The sequence below is a fragment of the Streptomyces sp. NPDC006384 genome (genome assembly GCF_042870695.1).
GTDB lineage: Bacteria > Actinomycetota > Actinomycetes > Streptomycetales > Streptomycetaceae > Streptomyces.
The window spans coordinates 104,664-122,312 of the sequence record NZ_JBIAHR010000012.1 but is presented as its reverse complement, the minus strand read 5'-3'; the positions used below and the strand labels follow the sequence as shown (position 1 = coordinate 122,312).

The following is a 17,649-nucleotide window of genomic DNA, read 5'->3' as shown; positions in this document are numbered from 1 at the left end:
CTCAACCGATTAATCCGGCGGCGCCGTCCTTCCGGCCCACGGGCGCCCCTACGCGCCGAACGCCCCCGGGTGCGTCTGCTCCCGCACCGTCACGAACTGCTGCCGCACCGCCTGGCCCACCGCGAGCTCCTCGCCCGGCTCCAGGACCTGCGCCACCGCGCCCTGCCACGCCGGGGGAGTGCGCGGGTCCAGCGTCCCCTGCGACACGCCCAGCGCCCAGGCCGCCTGCCGGGCCGCGCCGATCGCCGCGTAGTCCGCCGGCTGCGGTACGACGACCTGCGTCCCGAACAGCGCCGGTGCCACCGCCTGCACCGCCGGCAGCTCGGCCGCCGCGCCCAGCAGGAACACCCGCCGCACCTCCACGCCCCGGCCGCGCAGCACGTCCAGCGCGTCGGCGAGCCCGCACAGCATGCCCTCGAACGCGGCCCGCGCCAGGTGCTCGGGCTTCATCGACTCGCGCCGCAGCCCCGCCAGCGTCCCCGCGGTGTGCGGCAGATGCGGCGTCCGCTCGCCCTCCAGGTACGGCAGCAGCACCAGCCCGTGCGCGCCCGGCGTCGACTTCATGGCCAGGTCGGACAGGGTCTCCAGGTCCGGCAGCCCGAGCAGCTCGGCGGTGCCGCGCAGGGTCCGTACGGCGTTCAGGGTGGTGACGACCGGCAGGTGCATGCCGGTGGCGTCCGCGAGCGAGGTGATCATGCCGTTCCGGTCGGCGAGGGCCTCGGGGTGTACGGCCATCACGGACCCGGAGGCGCCGAGCGAGACCACCGCGTCGCCGAGCCCGATGCCGAGCCCGAAGGCCGCGGCCATCGTCTCGCCGGTCCCCGCGGAGATCAGCAGCCCCTCCGGCGTCGTACCGGCCGCGTCGGCCGGACCGATCACCTCCGGCAGCACCGCCTGGTGCCCGAGCGCCAGCTCCACCAGATCGGGCCGGTAACCGCCGGCCGCCGCCGACCAGTAGCCGGTCCCGGAGGCGCCGCCCCGGTCGGTGGTCCTGCGGGCCGGACGCCCCAGCAGCTGCCACACCAGCCAGTCGTGGGCCTGCATCAGCACGGCGGTCCGCGCGGCGGCCTCCGGCTCGGTGCGGGCCAGCCAGCGCAGCTTGGTCACCGGATGCGGGGCCTGCGGGACACAGCCCACGGCCTGCGCCCACGCCTCGCGTCCGCCGAGCGCGTCGATCAGATCGGCCGCGGCCACCTGCGAGCGCTTGTCGCCGCCCACCATGGCCGGGCGCACGGTGTTGCCCTGGGCGTCCAGCGGCACCACCGAGTTGGCCTGCGCCGAGACTCCGATGGCCTGCACGCCCTCCAGCAGCCCGCCGCCCGCGGCCTCCCCGAGGGACAGCAGCCAGGCCTGCGGGTCGACGTCGGAGGGACGGCCCCCGCCCTCGGGGCTCTCGACGGGATGCGGCGCGTATCCCTGCCGGAGCACGGCCCCGGTGTCCGCGTCGCAGACGACGATACGAGTGAAATCGAGCGCACTGTCCAACCCGGCGACTATCCCCATGCGTGAAATTCTGCCGCACGGCGGAAGCCCCCCGTACCGGGCGGGGGCACCCGTCTCAGGTGTTGCTGGTGCCCCAGTCGTCCGCGCCGGCGCCGTTCGCGTTGCGTTCCCGCAGCGAGCGCACGCGCTGGGCCACCGAGTCGGGCATCCGGTCGCCGACCTTGTCGCTCACCACGTGGTACGCCTTGTCCGCGAACTGCCTGCCCTGCTGGGCCGCCGACTCCGCGGTGTTGCGGACGGCCGGGTTCTGCGCGACCTGCCGAGCGGACCTCCGCAACTGCTCGTAACGCTCGCGCCCGGCCTTCGTGCCGAGCACGTAACCCACGGCGAGTCCGACGACGAATGTGAGCCGGTAACGCATGGCGTCCACCCTTCCCTTGCTGTGGCTCCGAGGTGCCGGGGAGTACCGATTGGCGGAGCACCCCCCTGCTTGCGCTAATGTATGTGTCGCAGCGAGCGCGCGCCCCCTGGCGAATACCCGGGCGAGCGCGTTCGATGCGATACGAGACCTTCCTCGGTAGCTCAATTGGCAGAGCAGCCGGCTGTTAACCGGCAGGTTACTGGTTCGAGTCCAGTCCGGGGAGCTCGGTCCTCCGTAGCTCAATTGGCAGAGCAGCCGGCTGTTAACCGGCAGGTTACTGGTTCGAGTCCAGTCGGGGGAGCATGGTGAACGAGGGCCCTCAGGGGTCCTTTTTCATTGCCCGGGTGCGTGCCCGGTCCCCACCCGGGCACGTGTGCGGAGGCATGCGCGTGGATCTTCCGGGAACTCCCGGGAACCACGCGGCACGCTGCGGAGTCCTCAAGGTCGTGAAGGCATCGCGGTGTGCCGACCAGCCGAGGCAGGAGATCGTATGAGCGGCTATGCTGCGGCAGACGGCGCGCACACATGTACGCGACACGCCGTTCACGGGGCGGTAGCTCAGCCGGTTAGAGCAGCGGACTCATAATCCGTCGGCCGTGGGTTCGAGTCCCACCCGCCCCACCACAGCAGTAACGTCGTGACCTGCGAGAACGCCCGTTTCACGCTAGCGCCGACGAGGCTTTCACCGCACGAACACCGCACCGAAACCTCGTGCGATCACTCCCATGGCTTACGTCAAGACCAATTCCCGGCTGTCCGGAGACCCCTCCTGCACCGTCGAGTGGCGGGCCGGCGGCACCCGAACGGGCCGCTGGTGCCGTGAGACCTTCGACGATGACAAGCAGGCGGAACGTTTCCGCGACCTGGTCAACGGTCACGGACAGCAATGGCCGCCGGGGTGGGTCAAGGGGGAAGGATCCGTCGAGCCGGACGAGTCGCCGGTGCTGGATGCGGAAAAGTTCCCGATCTACGCCCATGCCTACGTGGGGCTGCTGACGGACATATCCGACCACACCAGAACCAACTGCACCAGGTTCATCGATCCAGCGGGTGTCACGTTTTCTCCAACGGTGGATCGGTCGGTGGTGGTCGGTCGTCACCAGAGGCTGAGGGGGCGGCCCGCGGCAATCGCCGCACGGATGCGTGCTGCGATCTCCGCTTCGGACTCCCCGCAGTTCCGGCCGGCCCGGATAGCGGCGCCTATGGCGCGGGAGCGTCCGGCCGGGCTGCGAAGGTCTGCGAGGGGGCTGCCCGGGTCTCTGCGGCGGGCCAGCCATTCGGCACGGTTCTCCGCCGCTGTCCCCAGTCGCAGGTGCGTCGGCTGCCGGCAGGAGTGGTTGTCGCAGGTGTGGCAGACGGTCGGGCTGTCGGTGCCCCAACCGAGCCGAGGGATGACACCGTGCGCGAGCTGGTACCCGTAGAGGTGGCCCGGCATCGTGCCGCGTCGCGTCCTGCCCGGCCGCGAGGCGGCCCTGAAGCTGGCGTGGCCGGTGCTGGAGATCCCGCCGAAGAAGAACCAGCAGTCTTCGGTTGACCCTGGTCGGTAGACCTTTGCCCAGTACCGGGCTTGAACGGACTCGTTGGCAAGCCAGACCGACCACTCAACAGCCGGTATGCGCACGGGCGTTGGCTCACCGATGAGGGCAAGTTGCTCATCAACGTGAACGGGCCCGGACTCGTTCACCGCCGCGAGCGGGAAGAGTCCGGGCCCGAGGTCGTTCTCAGGCGGCATCAGCCCGGCTACCGTCCGCTGTGACGACCGAGGCCGAAGAAGCCGCTTCCGCCGCATCGGCCCTAGGCTTCCGGGCCCGGGTGGGACGGGGGGCGCTCCTTGGCGTCCCCGAACGACACTTCCCGCCTCGTGCCGACACGCCGCCGTGCTCACTCGAACGGGACGCCGGGTCGGGCCGCCTGGCCCGCGCCGCTGCGCCGTACGGTGTGTGCCGGTGCTCCGTGCGGCGCACCCGCCGTGTGATCCCGTGCCCCGCCTCGCACGGTGCGGGAGGCCACCGGTGGGCTTTCGCACCGTGCGAGGCGGCCAGTAGCCTGCTCGTTGTCCGACCGTCGCCAACGGGTCACCTGGCAAGACCACTTGTCCCGCATGCTGAGAAATACGAGAATCACTGGTGACATCGCCGAGCGCCTCGTCTTAACGTTTCCCCACCCGGCGGGATCAGCATAGGCCCTGCTCAGGGGGGGTTCATCGTGGGTTCGACCAACGGGGAAGTGCTTCGGTGGAGTTAGCAGGGGGAGCCGATCGGTGGCCGATATCCGGATATGGGAGTCTTCTTCTGCGGACGGGAGCCCGGCCATGAGGCCGACGGCTCCGAGCGGGCCGGCAGTGCCCTCCGTACGGACACAGGACCGGCCTCCCGCTGAACTGCTCGCCGCACCCTGCCGGTTCAGCGCGCTGAGCCTGGCCCCCCGACGGCTGCTCACCGCGGCCGACGACGCCCGCTGGGAAACCCGGTGGACCGTCGCCCGGATCGACGGCCGCCCCGTCGGAGCGGTCACCAGCCACCGCCCGGCCACCGCCCGGTTCACCGGTGGGCCCTACGAACTGACCAAACTGGGCGACGTGTTGGGGCGCCCCGCCCCCGAAGACCCCCGGCGCTGGGTGTTCGTCGGCGGATGCCGCGACCTCGCCGCGGGCGCCCTCACCGACAGCACGCTGAGCGAAGACGAGATGGCACAGGTGCGCGGCGCCCTCGCGGCACACGCCTTCGCGGAGGCCGACGCCGCCGGGGACTTCCCCGTCGCCCTGCACGTACGGGCCGACGAGGCGGCGGCCTTCACGGCGGGAATCGGCCCCTGCGCCGTTGCCCGCGAACTCAATCGGACGGCCGACCTGTTCCTCACCGGCAACGACGTGGAGGAGCACACCGCCGCGCTCAGCGCCTCGCAGCGCGAACGCTGTCGCAAGGACCGGCGCAGATTCGCGGCCCTCGGCCACACCGCCCGGCGGGTGCCCGCCGAGACCGTGCTGGCCGAAGCGGCACCGCTGGTCTGCGCGGTCAAGACCAAGTACGGGGTGGCCGACCACCCGAGGCTCGCGCTCTTCCGACTCCAGGAGTGGGTAAGGGCGTTCGGCACCGGCGACTGCCACGCGAGCGTCGTGCGGGACTCCGGGGGGCGGCTGCTCGCCGTGTCCTTCTTCGCCGTGCAGGGCGAGGCGCTGGAGGGGTACGAGATCGGCCTCGCCGACGACGTGGAGGGCCGGGAGTACGCGTACCTCCAGGCCATGATCCACGGGCCGGTCCAGTACGCCTTCGAGCTGGGCTGCCGCCGCATCGACCTGGGGCTGGACTCCAGCGTCGTCAAGCAACGGCGCGGCGCCGTGATCAGCGGCGTCTGGGCGATCTCTCTAGCCCCGGCCGCCGACATCGCCCCCGTACCCGCTGATGCCCCCACCCCGGCCGCCTGAGCCCGAACCCTCCTCATTCTTCGGCCACTTATCGGATGGACTTGGACATGCAGGCCCTTCGCCGCCGCGTCATGCTCGACATACCGGGATTCACGCCCTACCTGGCCTCCCGGGTGCTCACCATGTTCGGTGCCACCATGGCGCCGGTGGCGCTCTCCTTCGCGGTGCTCGGGGCCGGGAAGTCCGCCTCCTTCCTCGGCCTGGTCCTCGCCGCGCAGACGGCCCCGCAGCTGCTGTTCATCCTGGTGGGCGGCGCGCTCGGTGACCGGATGTCGCGGAAGCTGATCCTGGTGTCCACCAACCTGGTCATGGCGCTCAGCCAGGCCGGCACCGCGGTCCTGATCGTGTCCGGCCAGGTCAGCCTGCCCCTGCTGATGGCGCTCCAGGCCCTGTGGGGCACTGCCCGCGCCTTCTTCACGCCCGCCAACACCGGCGTGGTGCCCGATCTCGTACGGCCCGAACGCATCCAGGACGCCACCGCCCTGGTGACGCTGAGCCGGAGCATCGCCTCGATCGGCGGCCCCGCTGCGGCCGGCGGGCTGCTGCTGGTCTGGGACGCCGGCTGGATCGTGCTCGTCGACACCTTCCTCTTCCTGGTCAGCGCCGTCCTCCTCACCCGCCTCCCCGCCGCCCTGCCCCCCAACCGGGACGACGAGACGTTCTGGCAGTCCCTGGCGGGCGGCTGGCGGGAGTTCGCCTCCCGCAGCTGGGTCTGGTCGACCGTCGCGAGCTTCGGCTTCTACCAGGGGCTGATCCTGCCCGCCATCTTCCTCGTCGGGCCGGTGCTGGCGGCGAGCGAGGGCGGCATGGGCTCCTCCGGCTGGGCCGTCGTCCTGGTCGCGCAGGGCGTGGGGGCCGTGCTGGGCGGACTGGCGCTGATGTGGTGGCGGCCAGCACGGCCCCTGCTGGCCTGCAACCTGCTCGTGGGGCTGGAGTCCCTGTTCCTGCTCGCCCTGGTCGGCACCTCGCAGATGGAGCTGGTGGCGCTGCTCGCGCTGGTCGGCTCCGCCGGGGTGACCATGTCGGACGCGTTGTGGCTCAGCACCCTGCAACGGGAGATCCCCTCCGAGGCGCTGTCCAGGGTCAGTTCGTACGAATGGCTGGGCTCGCTCGCCCTCAACCCGCTCGGCATGGCGCTCACCGGCATGGTCGTCGCGGCGGCGAGCCCGGTGCTGATCGTGGCCGCCGTCGCGGTCCTCAACCTCGGCGTGCGCGCCGCGGTGCTGCTCGCCCCCGGCGTGCGCCGCATCCGTAACGCCACCGAGGAGAGCGGGGCGGCGGCCCCGCAGCCGCCCGCGGCCGTGGAGACGGCCACGAACTAGCACGCCGTCCCCGCGCCCGCCCCTGAAGAAGGCCGGAGCCCCGCGCCCGTCCCGCCCCCGACCTCATTTCCCCACTCCTCTGTCTGTTCCGTGAGTCTGGAGATTCTCGTGTCCGCTGTGTCTGCTGCCGCCGTCGTCGAGTCCCACTGGCGTGCCGTCCTCCGCGTCACCGAGTCCACCCCCCAGGACCGCTTCTTCGAGCTGGGCGGTGACTCGCTCCTCGCCATCGACCTGATCCAGAAGATCGAGGCCGACCTCGGCGTGGAGATCCCGGTCGACGTCTTGTTCCTCGACGGCACCCTGGGCGCCCTCACCGAGGCCGCCGTGAAGGCAGCGCAGGGATGAGCCCGCACGGCAAGCCCCGTGTCGGGGTGCTCCTGTCACCCCGGGGAGCGGCCGGCGTGCGCGACATCCTCGTCGCCGCGCGGGACGACATCCAGGTCGTACCGCTGGTGCGCCGGGACGTCGCCGCGCGGTGGCCCGGCCTGGCCGCCCTCTCCGCCCGCCTCTTCGGCGAGGTCGTCGAGGTCGACGCTGAGAACCCCGAAGTGCCGGGGCCGCCCCTCGACGGCGTCGTCACGTTCGGCGACGCGGAGCTGGAACTCGCCGCCGAGATCGGCCGCAGGCACGGCGCGCGCCACCGCGACGCGACGCCCGCGGACAAGTACGTGCAGCGCACCACCCTGGCCGAAGCCGGGCTGACCCGTATGGCGGCCCACCCCCTGAACGGCCCGGACGACCTCGCGGCGGCGGGAGCCGCGCTCGGCCTGCCCCTGGTGGTCAAGCCGCGCCGCGGCGCCGGTGGCGAGGGCGTCACCGTGGTCCGTACGCCCGAGCAGCTCGACGGCCTCGCGCGGACCTGGCCGCAGGGCGCCCAGCTGTACGCCGAGCAGTTCATCCCGGACGCGGCGCCCGCGCCCGGAAGGTGGCAGGCGGACTACGTCTCGGTCGAGGTGCAGAGCGCCGCAGGCCGCCACGACGTCGTCGCCGTGTACGCCAAGTTCCCCGTGTACGCGCGCGGCGGGGCCGTCGGGCAGGTCGCCACGACCGGCGACATCCTCCCCGACGGGCTCGCGCCCGAGGTCCGCCGGCAGGTGACCGAACTGGTCCTCGGGGCGCACCGCGCGCTCGGCATGGGCGACGGGATCTCCCACACCGAGGTCAAGCTCGGCGCCACCGGGCCGGAGGTCATCGAGATCAACTGCCGGGTCGGCGGCCACCTCAGCCGTCTGCTGCACCGCCGCAGCGGCTTCGACCTCGTACGGCAGGCGCTGCTGTGCACGGCGGGGCTGCCCGGGCAGCCGCTGCCGCCGGAGGGCGGCGGGCGTGCCGTCGCGGGGCTGTTCGTGCCCTTCGCGACCCTGGAGGGCGAGGTCAGGTCCCGGGTGTCCGCCGCGGACCTGAAGGAGGCGGGCGCCACCGCCGTGGACGAGGTCGCCAGGGCCGGGGCCCCGCGCGCCGACAGCGACGGCATCGCCTGCAACGTCGTCTTCGACTGCGCCGACGACACCGCCCTGGGGCACGACGTCGCCGCCTTCCTCACCCGCGTGGGCGAACTGTTCGCCGCCGACGGCGTGGGACACGGCGACTGGACGGAAGCCATGCTCGCCCGGCTGGGCGCCGCACCGGTCACGGCGGGGGCCTGACATGGGACACCTCTACACGCGGTACGCCGAAGCAGCCGACGCGGCGGGGGAGTCGCCCGCCCTGGACGGCGGCCGGGGCGCGTGGACGTACGCGGCCCTGCTGGAACGGGCCCGGGACCTCGCCGCACGCCTGGAGCGGGCCGGTGCCCGCGCGGGCCTGCGCATCGCCGTCGCCGACGACCTCGGCGCGGACCTGTACCCAGCGGTCCTCGCGGTCTCCGCGCTGGACTGCTCCCTCGTGCCGTACGTGGCGAACGGCCCGGAGGGCGAGCGGCGGCGACTGGAGCGGCTCGGCGTCTGGAGCGCCCTCGCCGCGGGACCCGACGCCGTGGAGATCACCCCGCTGGCCGCGGTCCGTGACGCGCACCGGCACACGGAACCCGAGGCGTACGTCCTGTCCACGTCGGGCTCGACCAGCGCCCCCAAGGACGTCGCCATCGGCGAACGCCACCTGCGAAGCTACGCGGGCCACCTGCGCGACGTCGCCCGCATGGGGCCCGGCGACCGGATCAGCCAGAACTTTCAGCCGCAGTTCGACGCGTTCTACGAAGTGCTGCTCATGGCCGCGCTCGGGCGGTCCGCCATGGTGGTGCCCGACGGCCGCGAACACCTCCTCGTGCAGCGCTTCTGCACACGCTGGGGCGTCACCGTGTGGAACTCCGTACCGTCCCAGGTGACGATGGCCCACCGGCTGCGCCAGCTCGGCCCCGGCTCACTGCCCGGCGTGAAGCTCGCGGTCTTCGGCGGGGAGGCCCTCTCCGCGCACAGCCTGGCCCTGTGGCGGGCCGCGGCACCCGCATCGACCGTGGTCAACAGCTACGGGCCCAGCGAAGTGACCATCGCCTGCGCCGAGTACGAGCTCGCACCCGGAGCCGAACCCGCCGGGAGCGACGTCCCCATCGGCCGGGTACTGCCCCACCTGGAGAGCCGCCTGGTCGAACCCGCCGACGCGCCGGGCGAACTCGAACTGTGCGTACGCGGACCGCAGTTGTTCGACGGCTACCTCGACCCCCGGCACAACGCCGGCCGCTTCTACACCGAGGACGCCGAAGGACTGCACCCGCTCCGGCACGGCACGCCAGCCCCGGGCGACTGGTACCGCACCGGCGACATCGTCGCCGAGACCGAACACGGCCTGGTCTACCGGCGCCGCGCGGGCCACGAGACCAAGGTCCGGGGCAAGCGCGTCGACCTCGCCGCCGTGGAGGACGAACTGCGCCGCCAGCCGGGCGTGACCGAGGCCCGGGTCCTGGTGCTCGACGACGCCGTGCACGCAGTCGTCGAAACCGCCGCCCCCCGCGACCGCGTACCGGACCTGGACCTGACCGGGCTCAGGGACTACGCGCGCCCGCACACCGTCGTGCCGGTCGCCTCCCTGCCCCGCCTGACCAACGGCAAGACCGACCTGAGAGCCGTCGAAGCGCTCGTACGGCAGTCCCTGAGCGCACCCGCCGGGGACCTCACGACCACAACGGGTGAACACACATGAGCACCGACCGATCCCGCACGGCACTGGCCGCCGTCCTGCTGGACACACTCGACCGCAAGGCCCCGGCGGGGCAGTCCGCCGACCTCGACAAGTCCTGGGTCCAGAACGGCGGCAGCTCGCTGGAGGCATACGCCGCGGTCATGCGGATCGAGCAGGAGCTGGGAGCCGTGATCCCGATGTCCCGGCTGCTGGGCCCCGCCCCGCTGGCCGAACTCCTGGACACGGCAGCCCCGTCGGAGCCCGCGCACCAGCGGTTCTGGGAGGGCGGCGACGCCGTGCCCGCCACCGCCTCCCAGCGCCGCCACTGGCGACACGCGCAGGAGGCGGGCTCGGCGGCCTTCCTCAACATGGGCCACGCCGTGCGCTGCACCCGCGACTTCGACGCCGACCGCGCCGAGACCGCCTTCCGCCACCTGATCACCCGTCACGAGTCGCTCCGCAACCGGTACTTGACGGACGCCGACGGCAGGCTGCTGCTCCAGGACGTCCCCGACTGGCCGAAGCGTGCCACGTTCGAGCACCACCCGGCCGCGGCGACGCCCGAAGAGGCCACCGCGGTGATCCGCGCCGCCGTCGGACGGCCCTTCTCGCTCGCCGACGAGCCTCCCGTACGAGGCGGCTGCGTACCCCTGCCGGGCGGGGAGGGCGTGGTGTACTTCGGCATCCACCACATCGCCGCCGACGGCTGGTCCACCGACCTGCTCGCCGCCGAGTTCCTCGCCCTCTACACCGAACCGGACGCCGAACTCGCCGCCGCCACCCCGTTCAGCGCCTACGCGGGCATGCTGGAGGCCCGCGCCGCCGAAGGACACTACGCCGAAAACGTCGCGTACTGGCGGTCGAAGTTCGGGCGGGTCTCGCCGGACTTCACCGTCGCCCGCCGCAGCGGCGAGGCCGGCGGGCAGCGGGCCGGGTCGCTCCGCCTGAGCTGGGACGCGCCCGGCGAGGCCGACGCGGTGCGGACGGCTGCCAGGGAGTACGGCGTCACCACGTACAGCCTGCTCCTCGCCTCCCTGCTGGCCTCGGCGCACGTGCTGTCCGGCGAGGACGACGTCGTGGTGATGAGCGGCGTCGCCAACCGCAACTCCGCACGGGTCCGCGACACGATCGGGCTGTTCACCAACCAGATCTTCTTCGTGGGCAACTTCGGCACCACGACCGCCGCCACGGGCGGCATCCGCGCGTACGTCGGCGACGTGCACCGCGACGTCGTGGAGAGCCTGGGCCGCAGCGAACTGCCCGTCGAGGTGGTCCTGGACGAGCTCGACGCGTACACCAAGGCCAAGACCCTCGCCCCGTACGCGAACATCCTCTTCCAGGCGGCGGACGCGCCCCTCGACCCGCCCGCGATCCGCGACGGCAGCTGGCGCAACCACTCGCTGGGCACCGGCAGCATCAAGCGCCACTGCAACATCCACCTCGTCGACACTCCCGGGGAACTCACCCTGGAGCTGGACTACAGCCTCGCGCTGGTCGGCGAGAGCGACGCCAAGCGGCTGCTCGCCGCCGTGCGCGCCGGAGTGGAGTACCTGGTCGCCGCCCCCGACTCCTCCGTGGCCGAACTCCTGGCCCAGGTACGGCAGGCGGCGGGCGAACGGGAGCCGCAGCTGACGGTGTTCACCGTCGACTACCCCGGGGCGCGCACCGAACCCGCGCTCGCGGCGTTCGTCCGCGACGCCTTCCCGCAGACCCACGTCGTCGAACTGCCGGTGCCCCGCAGCCTGGACCCGCAGGAGGCCGACGACCGCCTGCGCGAGTGCCGGGAAGCGGTGCGCGCCGCCGAAGGGCCGCAGGTCGTGCTGTCGTACTGCTCGGCCTCGGAGTGGGCGCGGTACCTGGTCGCCGCGCTGCCGGACGCGGACCTCAGGCTGGTCACCGTGGGCGGGAACGTGGTCACCGAGGACGACTGGACCGCCGAGTTCGCTGAACTGGTCCACCGGCTCGACCCGGCGGCCGACCTGTCCGCGCGGACCGGGACGCGGATCGACACCGGCGGCGGGCCCGCGGAGCGCTGGGAGTCCGCCCGTACCGTGCTCGCCGGGATGGGCGAGGCGCTGGAGGCCGCGTACACGGCGCGCTTCGGCGCACCGCTGGGGCGGGTTGCCCGCGAGACCATGGCCGTCCAGCTCGCGTGGCTGTCCTACCTGGGCACCTGCACGGTCCTCGGCACCCTCGCCGGGCCGGGCGGCGCGAGCGGGCCCGAGCTGCCGGGCGACCTCCTGGACGGCCGCGCCGACCTGGAGGCACGGCTCGCCCCCGAGCTGACGCTGCCCGGAGCGGATGTGGACAGCGGGCGGTCGTGATGACGGGCGACGAGTTCACCCGGCGGGCCCTGGCCGCGTACGACCGCCAGCGCCGCCGGTGCGCCGAGCCGCAGCAGACGGCGGCCGAGGTCTTCGCCGACCTCCTCGACCAGGCCACCGACACCGCCTTCGGCCGGGACCACGGCCTGCACCACGTGCGCACCAGGGCGGACTTCACGGCCGCCGTGCCGGTGCGCGGCTACGAGTCGTTCCGCGGGTACGTGGAGCGGATCCGCGCGGGTGAGGACCGGGTGCTCACCGTGAGCCGCCCCTACGGTCTGCACACCACGTCCGGCACCACCGGCCGCCCCAAGTACATACCCACGACAAGGCATTGGCGCAACCGGTACCGGGGGCCCGCGCTGTACGCGCAGTGGGGGCTGTACGTGCACCGGCTGGGCCTGACCCGGTACCGGCCGGGCAGCGTGCTCGACCTGTCCTGGGAACGCACGGTGGGCGACGGCGGCTGGGCGGCGGACTGCACGCTGCCGGTCTACAGCATCACCAAGCGCCCCGCCGCGGTCGGGCCCGACGACTGGGCCCCGCCGTGGTATGCCGAACGCTGGTTCGCGGGCGACCTGGGGAGCACACCGCTGTACACCCGGCTGCGGCTGCTGGCGGGGGCGGACGTGCGGGTCGTGGTGGCGGTCAACCCGTCGCGCATCACCGCGCTCGGGGAGACCCTCAACCAGGAACTCCCGTACCTCCTCAAGGACTTGCGGGACGGCACCCTGCGCGGGCTGCCCGACGCGGGGCTGGCTGCCGACCCCGTCACCGCCGCGCGCCTGGAGACCGCCCATGCCTTCAGCGGGCGCGTCACCCTGACCGACCTGTGGCCGGGGCTGGCGCTGCTCGTGTGCTGGAACTCCGCCTCCGCCCGCTACTACCGGGGCTGGCTCGACCAGATCGCCCCGGGTGTCCCGCTCATCCCGTTCAGCACCACGGGCACCGAGGGCATCGTCACGCTGCCGGTGGACTCGCACACCTCGGCGGGGCCGCTCGCGATCGACCAGGGGCTGTTCGAGTTCGCGCCCTGCGACGCCGCCGACCCGGGCGCCCCGCTCGCCGAGGACGTGGCCACGCTCGGCCCCGAAGAGCTGGCGCTCGGCGAGACGTACCGGCTGGTCATGAGCCAGGCCAACGGCCTCTACCGGTACGACACCGGGGACATCTACCGGGTCGTCGGCCGGGTGGGACGCCTGCCGCGCCTCGACTTCGAGGGCCGGGGCGGCTCCGTCACCTCCTTCACCGGGGAGAAGCTCACCGAGTCCGACGTCCACGCGGCGATCCGCGCGGCCGTCGGGCACGCCTCGGTCAGCGGCGGATACGCGGTGGTCCCCGAGTGGGGCCGGCCGCCCGGCTACGTCCTGGTGATGGAGCGCGCCTCGCCGGACGCCGGGCGCGACGACCGGTTCTGCGCGCGTGTCGACGCCGAACTCGCCCGCCTCAACACCGAGTACGCCGAGAAGCGGGGCTCCGGACGGCTGTCCCCGCTGCGGGTGCGGGTGATCGCCCCCGGTGCCTACCGGGCACTGGCCGAGCGCAGGGTCGCGTCGGGGGCCTCGGCGGCGCAGGTCAAGCACCGGTGGCTGCACACCGACGACGCGTTGCTGCGGGACCTCGGCGGGGAGTTGTCGTCGCCCGTGCTCTGAGTCCTTGCCCGCGGTTCCTTCAAGTCCGTTCTTTCAAGTCCGTGCGTTTGCGCGACGAGGAAACACAGGAGTCTGTCATGTCCGTTTCACCCACCTTGGCCGAGGACTTCCACCGCGACGGGTACGCCGTCGTGCGCGGCGTCCTCGCGCCGGAGGACTTCACCGACGTACGGGAGGAGTACGCCCGCCTGATCGAGCGGCGCGCGGCCGAGTGGCGGCGCGACGGGCTGCTCGCCCCGGCGGCCCCGGGGGAGGAGGACGCCCTGGCGGGGCGGCCGTTCGACGAGCAGCTCATCGCGCTCTCCTCCCTCCCCGGTTTCGACCCGGCACTGCTGAGCGAGCTGGACATCACGCTGCCCCACATGCCGTTCACCTCCCTCCAGCCGGGCAGCAAGGTCCACACCGGGCCCGGCGTCCTGGGCCTGCTGCGCAACCCCAAGGTGCTCGACGTCGTCTCCCGGCTGGTCGGCGACGAGATCTCGGCGAGCCCCAACCAGCACGTGCGGCTCAAGCTCCCGGCCCCCGGCGCCGCGGGCGCGTTCGGCGCGCGGCGCGGCGAGACCCTGCACGCCCCCACCATGTGGCACCAGGACGCGATGACGCAGATCCCGCAGTCCGACGACACCACCATGGTGACCTGCTGGATCCCGCTGATGGACGTCACGGAGGAGCACGGCTGCCTGCTCGTCGTCCCCGGCCGCCACCAGGAGGAGAAGCTCCTGCCCTGGCCGATGGACGCGGACACCGTCAAGAGCCTGGAGGCCGAGGCGGTGCCCCTGCCCGTGCGGCAGGGCGACCTCGTCCTGCTCCACAAGCGCACCCCGCACGGCTCGACCGTCAACCGCTCCGCACGACTGCGCTGGAGCTTCGACTTCCGCTACTTCCCCACCCACGAGCCCTCCGACCGGCCGTGGTTCCCGTCCGTGGTGGCCCGCAGCGCCGCCGCGCCCGCCACCGAGACGACGGACGCGGAGCAGTGGCGCCGCCAGTGGGAGGCGGCCCGCGATCTTTTCGTGACGACGGGTCAGATGGTTCCCGGACGGCGCGAGTTCTCGCAGCTGGTTGCGAACTCGCTGATCGCGCGCTGGGAGTCGGGCGACTTCCCGACGCTCGAAGCGGCTGCTTCCCATGCCTGAGACGGTCTTCGGTACGGGGCTCACGCTCCGGTTTCTGGAGCGCGACGGCACGTCGCTGGCCGTGCACACCTGGGGGCGGGGCCCGGCTCGCGTCCTATACGTGCACGGCCTCCAGAGCCACGCCGGGTGGCTCGCCGAGGCGGGCCCCGAGCTGGCCGGGCGCGGAGTCCGGCTCTCGGTGCTCGACCGGCGCGGCTCCGGCCGCAGTGAAGGACGGCGCGGCCACCTGGACGGGGCCGCCGCCGTGCTCGACGACTACGCCGCCTTCCTGGCGGAGGAGGCCGCAGGGGCCACCGGCCCGGTCACGGTCGTCGGGCAGAGCTTCGGCGGCAGCATCCTGGCGGCCCTGATCGCCACCGGCCGGGTCCCGGCGGGCATCCGGGTCGTCCTGTGCGCACCGGCGCTCGGCCAGCAGCGGGCCCGGCTGGACGAGACCGCGCGGGCAGAGGTGCGGCAGCGACGCGGAACGTCGTACTCCGTGGTCCGGCTGCGCGACGAGCAGTACACCGACCTGCCGCGCTACCTCCAGATCATGGCCAACGACGGGCTGATGGTGCGGATGGTGACCGGCTCCTTCCGGGCCGCGATGGTCGAGATCGAGGACCTGTACATGACGGACCGGGACAGCTCCGCAGGAGGCGACCCCTGGGCCGCCCTCCCGGTGCACCTGGCGCTGCCGCAGCGCGACGAGATCATCGACCTCGACGCGACCTGCGCGGCACTGGCCCGGCTCGCCCCGCACGCGCGCACCGAGCGGTTCGCCACCACCTCCCACTACCTGGAGTTCACGGACGTACGGCACGCGTACTGGGACTGGCTGGCGGAGGTGGCCCGTGCCGGGAACTGAGCTGCCGGAGAGCGGGCTGCCGGACAGCAGGCTGCCGAGGACCGGGCTGCCGGAGATCGAGCTGTACGAGGCGCGCGTGCCGATGCGGCGGCCGTTCCGGCACGCGGCGAAGGCCAGGACCGCGTCCTCGTCCGTGCTGGTCGCGGTCCGCTCGGGCGGCGTGACGGGCTGGGGCGAGTCGGCTCCCCGGGAGTACGTGACCGGGGAGACCGTGGGGTCGGTGCTGGCCGCGCTGTCCCGGCCGGAGGTCGCGCGGTCGGCGGCCGGGGTCCTCGGGCTGCCCTTCGACGAGGCGCTGGCGGCGCTGGCCGGACGTACCCCAGGGGCCGCGCCTGCCGCTGCCGCCGGGCTGGAGACCGCGCTCCTCGACCACCTGTGCCGGCGCGAGGGCGTCCCCGGGTTCACGGCCCTGCACCGCGCCGGATTCGGCGACGTACTGGCCGAACGGCAGTCCCCGGCGCCGGTGGCCACCGTGCTCGACCTGGGCCGGGACCCCGTCGCGCACCTGACGGCGCTGCCCGGGACGGCGCGGGCGGCGATCCCGCACCTCAAGCTGAAGGCGGGCCCCGACCCGGCGCGGGCGGCCGAAACCGTGGCCCGGGTGCGCCCGTTGCTCGCGCCCGGCACCACCGTCTCCGTGGACGCCAACTGCGCCTGGCGGCTCGCGGACGTGCTGGCCTGCGCGGACGCGCTGTTGGCCGCAGGTGTCTCGTGGCTTGAGGAGCCGCTGACGCCGCGCGACTGGACCGGACTCGCCGCCCTGCGCCGCGCCGGACTGCGGGTGATGCTCGACGAGTCCTTCGTGTCCGTGCGCGACCTGGCGGAGGGCGTGGCGCACGAGGCGGCCGACCTGGTCAACCTGCGCGTTTCCAAGTGCGGGGGCCCGCTGAGCCTGCTGACCGCGCTCAGGGCCGCCCGGCGGGCCGGGCTCGGCGTGCAGCTCGGCGTGCAGGTGGGGGAGGTCGGCCCGCTCTGGGCGGCGGGGCGGCTGATCTCGACCGCGCTGCCGTACGCGGCGGCCGTCGAGGCGGGACGGCAGGACGAGTGGTTCCCGCCCGGCCTCACCGCACCCCCGTACGCGGTGGACCGGGCCGCCTCCAGGGCACCGGCCCTCACCGGCCCCGGCATCGGCCTGACGGTCACCCCCGCACTGCTCGCCCTGTGCGAGCCGCGCGGACCTCACTCGCAACACCCCACGAGGAGCACGGCATGAACGGACGACGGGCGTGGATCACCGGAGGCGCCTCCGGCATCGGGGCCGAAGTGGCCCGGAAACTGGCGGAGTCCGGTGCCACCGTGGTGCTGATCGACCGCGACGCACAGGCGCTGGAGGCGACCGCGCGCACCCTCCCGTCCGGCACGCTCACCCTCGAACTGGACGTCACGGACACCGCGCGCGTGACCGAGGCGGTGGACGGCCTCGGCCCGTCTCACATGCCGGACATCCTGGTGAACTCCGTCGGCGGCGACACCCGCCGCATCCCCCTCACCGACCTGCGCGAACACGACCTCATGCAGGCCGTCACGGACAACCTGCTGGGCTGCTTCACGTTCACCCGGCTCTGCGTCCCGGCCATGACCGAACGGGGCCGGGGCCGGATCGTCAACCTCGCCTCCATCGCCGGGCGCACCTACTCGATCTTCTCCAACGCCGCGTACGTCGCCGCCAAGGCCGCCGTCATCGGCTACACGAAGCAGTGCGCGTACGAACTCGCCGCCACCGGAGTGGTCGTGAACGCCGTCGCCCACGGCCCCATCGCCACCGAACGCCTTCTCCAGGCCCAGCGCGAGATGCCCCAGGAGCGGCTGCGCGAGGTGCTGGACCGGCTTCCCACGGGCCGGTACGGCACGCCGGCCGAGGCCGTCGGCGCGGTCGTCCACCTGTGCGGCGACGATGCGGGCTACACGACGGGATGCGTGGTGGACGTCAACGGCGGCCTGCACATCTAGCTCCGTACCCGTACGC

The 17,649-nt window shown here is 73.2% G+C and carries 14 protein-coding genes and 3 tRNA genes; 15 read left to right on the top strand and 2 right to left on the bottom strand.

Annotation, left to right across the window (positions count from 1 at the left end):
• Window positions 1–48: 48 nt before the first annotated feature.
• Entirely contained in the window at window positions 49–1,503 is a 1,455-nt protein-coding gene (locus ACFYOJ_RS18515; RefSeq protein WP_356558184.1) for an FGGY family carbohydrate kinase, read from the bottom strand.
• A 55-nt stretch (window positions 1,504–1,558) separates the two neighbouring features.
• The gene (locus ACFYOJ_RS18510; protein ID WP_356558185.1) at window positions 1,559–1,864 is read right to left on the bottom strand and encodes a YtxH domain-containing protein; all 306 of its coding nucleotides are present in this window, start codon (window positions 1,862–1,864) and stop codon (window positions 1,559–1,561) included.
• A gap of 150 nt (window positions 1,865–2,014) precedes the next feature.
• Here ACFYOJ_RS18510 and ACFYOJ_RS18505 point away from each other — a divergent pair.
• The 15 genes from ACFYOJ_RS18505 to ACFYOJ_RS18435 all read left to right on the top strand — a co-directional run bounded on the left by ACFYOJ_RS18505 (window position 2,015) and on the right by ACFYOJ_RS18435 (window position 17,633).
• Window positions 2,015–2,087 (top strand) — tRNA-Asn (locus ACFYOJ_RS18505).
• Between the two features lie 5 nt (window positions 2,088–2,092).
• A tRNA-Asn gene (locus ACFYOJ_RS18500) sits at window positions 2,093–2,165 on the top strand.
• A 246-nt stretch (window positions 2,166–2,411) separates the two neighbouring features.
• A tRNA-Ile gene (locus ACFYOJ_RS18495) sits at window positions 2,412–2,488 on the top strand.
• A 101-nt stretch (window positions 2,489–2,589) separates the two neighbouring features.
• Window positions 2,590–3,285 carry a hypothetical protein gene (locus ACFYOJ_RS18490; RefSeq protein ID WP_356558186.1) on the top strand — a complete coding sequence of 232 codons (696 nt, stop codon included), beginning with the start codon at window positions 2,590–2,592 and terminating at the stop codon, window positions 3,283–3,285.
• An 890-nt stretch (window positions 3,286–4,175) separates the two neighbouring features.
• Complete coding sequence (locus ACFYOJ_RS18485) at window positions 4,176–5,288, top strand: GNAT family N-acetyltransferase (protein ID WP_356558187.1); 1,113 nt, start codon at window positions 4,176–4,178, stop codon at window positions 5,286–5,288.
• A 47-nt stretch (window positions 5,289–5,335) separates the two neighbouring features.
• A complete protein-coding gene (locus ACFYOJ_RS18480) occupies window positions 5,336–6,610 on the top strand; it encodes an MFS transporter (RefSeq protein WP_356558188.1) in 1,275 nt (424 codons plus the stop codon).
• Between the two features lie 108 nt (window positions 6,611–6,718).
• The gene (locus ACFYOJ_RS18475; protein WP_356558189.1) at window positions 6,719–6,955 is read left to right on the top strand and encodes a phosphopantetheine-binding protein; all 237 of its coding nucleotides are present in this window, start codon (window positions 6,719–6,721) and stop codon (window positions 6,953–6,955) included.
• A gap of 56 nt (window positions 6,956–7,011) precedes the next feature.
• Window positions 7,012–8,256 (top strand): hypothetical protein, encoded by a 1,245-nt coding sequence (locus tag ACFYOJ_RS18470; protein WP_356558190.1) that lies wholly within the window; start codon window positions 7,012–7,014, stop codon window positions 8,254–8,256.
• 1 nt (window position 8,257) lies between these two features.
• Window positions 8,258–9,745: an AMP-binding protein gene (locus ACFYOJ_RS18465; protein WP_356558191.1), complete on the top strand. Its 1,488-nt coding sequence runs from the start codon at window positions 8,258–8,260 to the stop codon at window positions 9,743–9,745.
• Window positions 9,742–12,048 (top strand): condensation domain-containing protein, encoded by a 2,307-nt coding sequence (locus tag ACFYOJ_RS18460; protein ID WP_356558192.1) that lies wholly within the window; start codon window positions 9,742–9,744, stop codon window positions 12,046–12,048. Before ACFYOJ_RS18465 ends, ACFYOJ_RS18460 begins: the two co-directional genes overlap by 4 nt.
• The gene (locus tag ACFYOJ_RS18455; protein ID WP_356558193.1) at window positions 12,048–13,700 is read left to right on the top strand and encodes a GH3 auxin-responsive promoter family protein; all 1,653 of its coding nucleotides are present in this window, start codon (window positions 12,048–12,050) and stop codon (window positions 13,698–13,700) included. The genes ACFYOJ_RS18460 and ACFYOJ_RS18455 overlap by 1 nt, the downstream gene beginning before the upstream one ends.
• 77 nt (window positions 13,701–13,777) lie before the next feature.
• Window positions 13,778–14,836, top strand: a complete 1,059-nt coding sequence (locus ACFYOJ_RS18450; protein WP_356558194.1) for a phytanoyl-CoA dioxygenase family protein — start codon at window positions 13,778–13,780, stop codon at window positions 14,834–14,836.
• A complete protein-coding gene (locus ACFYOJ_RS18445; protein WP_356558195.1) occupies window positions 14,829–15,683 on the top strand; it encodes an alpha/beta hydrolase in 855 nt (284 codons plus the stop codon). The genes ACFYOJ_RS18450 and ACFYOJ_RS18445 overlap by 8 nt, the downstream gene beginning before the upstream one ends.
• Window positions 15,670–16,896, top strand: a complete 1,227-nt coding sequence (locus ACFYOJ_RS18440; RefSeq protein WP_356558196.1) for an enolase C-terminal domain-like protein — start codon at window positions 15,670–15,672, stop codon at window positions 16,894–16,896. The genes ACFYOJ_RS18445 and ACFYOJ_RS18440 overlap by 14 nt, the downstream gene beginning before the upstream one ends.
• Window positions 16,893–17,633: an SDR family oxidoreductase gene (locus tag ACFYOJ_RS18435; RefSeq protein ID WP_356558197.1), complete on the top strand. Its 741-nt coding sequence runs from the start codon at window positions 16,893–16,895 to the stop codon at window positions 17,631–17,633. Before ACFYOJ_RS18440 ends, ACFYOJ_RS18435 begins: the two co-directional genes overlap by 4 nt.
• Window positions 17,634–17,649 lie beyond the last annotated feature (16 nt).

Coding starts and splice junctions, on each gene's coding strand:
- ACFYOJ_RS18485 (WP_356558187.1), top strand. CDS start 4,176: ATGAGGCCGACGGCTCCGAGCGGGCCGGCAGTGCCCTCCGTACGGACA.
- ACFYOJ_RS18455 (WP_356558193.1), top strand. CDS start 12,048: ATGACGGGCGACGAGTTCACCCGGCGGGCCCTGGCCGCGTACGACCGC.
- ACFYOJ_RS18460 (WP_356558192.1), top strand. CDS start 9,742: ATGAGCACCGACCGATCCCGCACGGCACTGGCCGCCGTCCTGCTGGAC.
- ACFYOJ_RS18465 (WP_356558191.1), top strand. CDS start 8,258: ATGGGACACCTCTACACGCGGTACGCCGAAGCAGCCGACGCGGCGGGG.
- ACFYOJ_RS18480 (WP_356558188.1), top strand. CDS start 5,336: ATGCAGGCCCTTCGCCGCCGCGTCATGCTCGACATACCGGGATTCACG.
- ACFYOJ_RS18450 (WP_356558194.1), top strand. CDS start 13,778: ATGTCCGTTTCACCCACCTTGGCCGAGGACTTCCACCGCGACGGGTAC.
- ACFYOJ_RS18490 (WP_356558186.1), top strand. CDS start 2,590: ATGGCTTACGTCAAGACCAATTCCCGGCTGTCCGGAGACCCCTCCTGC.
- ACFYOJ_RS18515 (WP_356558184.1), bottom strand. CDS start 1,503: ATGGGGATAGTCGCCGGGTTGGACAGTGCGCTCGATTTCACTCGTATC.
- ACFYOJ_RS18435 (WP_356558197.1), top strand. CDS start 16,893: ATGAACGGACGACGGGCGTGGATCACCGGAGGCGCCTCCGGCATCGGG.
- ACFYOJ_RS18510 (WP_356558185.1), bottom strand. CDS start 1,864: ATGCGTTACCGGCTCACATTCGTCGTCGGACTCGCCGTGGGTTACGTG.
- ACFYOJ_RS18445 (WP_356558195.1), top strand. CDS start 14,829: ATGCCTGAGACGGTCTTCGGTACGGGGCTCACGCTCCGGTTTCTGGAG.